This is a genomic window from Streptomyces sp. NPDC058240 (assembly GCF_042882135.1).
Classification (GTDB): domain Bacteria; phylum Actinomycetota; class Actinomycetes; order Streptomycetales; family Streptomycetaceae; genus Streptomyces.
On sequence record NZ_JBHVWT010000145.1, the window covers coordinates 1 to 1,993 of the forward strand.

Here is a 1,993-nt window from a genome sequence, read left to right on the forward strand (position 1 = left end):
GGCCGCGCCGGCTTCCGCCTCCTCCGCCACCGCATCCTGCTCAACTGATCCACACCGAGGCACGATCAACGGCTACGGAAATCTTGTCAGAGCCGCTCGTTTGACAGACCCGACCAGGGGTACGTCGCGGGCAGCCTGAAGGAGGTTCGAATCAGTCGCGGCGAGGGGGCCTGCGTGCGGGCGAGGGAGTCGAGCAGGAACGAGCCGACCACGGAATGGTCGAGCTATTCACCGAAGATGGACATCGCGCCCAGGCCGGCGCCGGGCGCGGCGCCCGTGCCCTGGAGGACGGCTCCGTAGGCGGTGTCGCGGGAGGAGGCGCCGATCTCGACCGTGAACGGGCGGGGTTCGATCCGCCAGCCACCTAGCGGTGGTTTGTTAGACCGAGGAGTAGAGATCGAGTGGGTGGCCTGCGCCGACGGCGTTGATCAGGGTTTGGAGTTCGGGTGGCGGGGGTGCGTTGCTCCAGGCTCGCCAGCAGCGTTGGAGGGTGGTCCAGGGGTCGAGCCGGGCCCGGACGGCGCGAATCGCCTGCGGCCGGCTTGCCGGTTGGGGCTGGTGGGGTCTGCTGGGGCCCCCTCTCAGCCAGTCCGGCCGGTGTGGCAGCCGGCCGGGCCGCTGGGACGACGACGGGATCCGGGTCCGGAGGCTGAGTGGACCAGGTGTCCCAGCAGAACGAGAACGCGCAGGTGACCAACGTCTGGTGGCGGCGGATGGCGGTATCGGAACGGACTTGGAAGTCGGCCCACCCGAGTTCGTCCTTGACCTGCTTGTAGTTCTGCTCGATCCAGTGTCGGATGCCGTAGATCCGGACGACTTCGTGCAGGTCAGCGGCGGGTTCGGGACTATCGGCCTCGCGGGGGCCGCCGGGGCGGGGCAGGTCGGTGGCCAGGTATCAGGTGGCCTTCGCGGGCAGGGTGGCCGGGTCTGCGGTCGCCACGATCAGGCGGACGTTTCTATCGGGTCCCCACCAGCCGAGATGGGCATCGGCGGCCCACCAGGTCTCGGTGTGTCCGTCGCGGAAGGTGCGCTCGATGGCAGTCCAGTCGCCGGGATGCTCGGGATCCGTCCAGGTCAGGGCGCGGGCGGCGTCGGCGGGGGTGTAGGCGTCCTTGCCGTAGGCCCAGGTGCCGTGGCTCGGTTTGAGGGCCATGACGAACGGCAGTTCCGCCTCGCTGAGTTGTCTGCGGAAGCTGTCCTGGTCGCCGTAGGCGCAGTCGGCGGCCACGGCCCGGAAGGCCACCCCGGTGGCCTTGGCGGTGCGGGCGAGTTCTGCGGCGATCTGCAGTTTCGTGCGGAAGCCGGGATCGCTCCTGCCCTTGGGAAAGTGATGGCCGGGGCTGTAGGGCACCGCGTGCAGCGGGTAGTAGAGGTTCTCATCGGCCCAGCAGGTGGTCACCGTCACGATGCCGTTGTCCGTCTTGCCCAGCCGGCCCAGCCACTGCCGCCCGATGTGTGCGGTCGCCGTCCCGTCCTTGCGGTCCCCGGAGTCGTCGATCACCAGCACCCCGCCCGCGTGCGGCGCGGTCGCGGGATCCGCCAGCAGCAGTTCCACCCTGCGGGCGTTGACCCGCTCGTGGTCCCACGTCGACTCCGACAGGAAGAACTGCAACCTCTGCACCGAGGGGTGCTGGGCACCGACCACCGGCTCCGTGCCGGCCAGACAGGTCAGGGTCTTGTTCCGGCCCCGCGGTAGCAGCAGCCCCGCGAGGTGCTCGCGGAACCCGTGGCGCTGTGCCAGTGTGGAGAGCAGGTCATCGAAGCGTGCCGCATAGGCTTCCAGTGGCCCCGGAGCGGGCGGACACGGCAGACGACGGGCCATCACAGCCCCCAGGCGGCGAGGACGTTCCTCTGCTACCGACCTACTACGACCCTGACCCCCTGTCAACAAACCACCGCTAGTCTTCTGAGTCAGGAATTCTGTTCAGATGTGTAGGCTTGCCTTATGGCACGGACGGGGCGGCCGAAGGCTGAGTTGACGTTGTCGGACGAG

At 68.9% G+C, this 1,993-nt stretch carries 1 protein-coding gene; it reads right to left on the reverse strand.

Annotated elements, in window-relative coordinates; all coding sequences use genetic code 11:
* Nucleotides 1–895: 895 nt before the first annotated feature.
* Nucleotides 896–1,822: a transposase gene (locus ACFVX4_RS42005; RefSeq protein ID WP_389988774.1), complete on the reverse strand. Its 927-nt coding sequence runs from the start codon at nucleotides 1,820–1,822 to the stop codon at nucleotides 896–898.
* Between the last annotated feature and the right edge of the window lie 171 nt (nucleotides 1,823–1,993).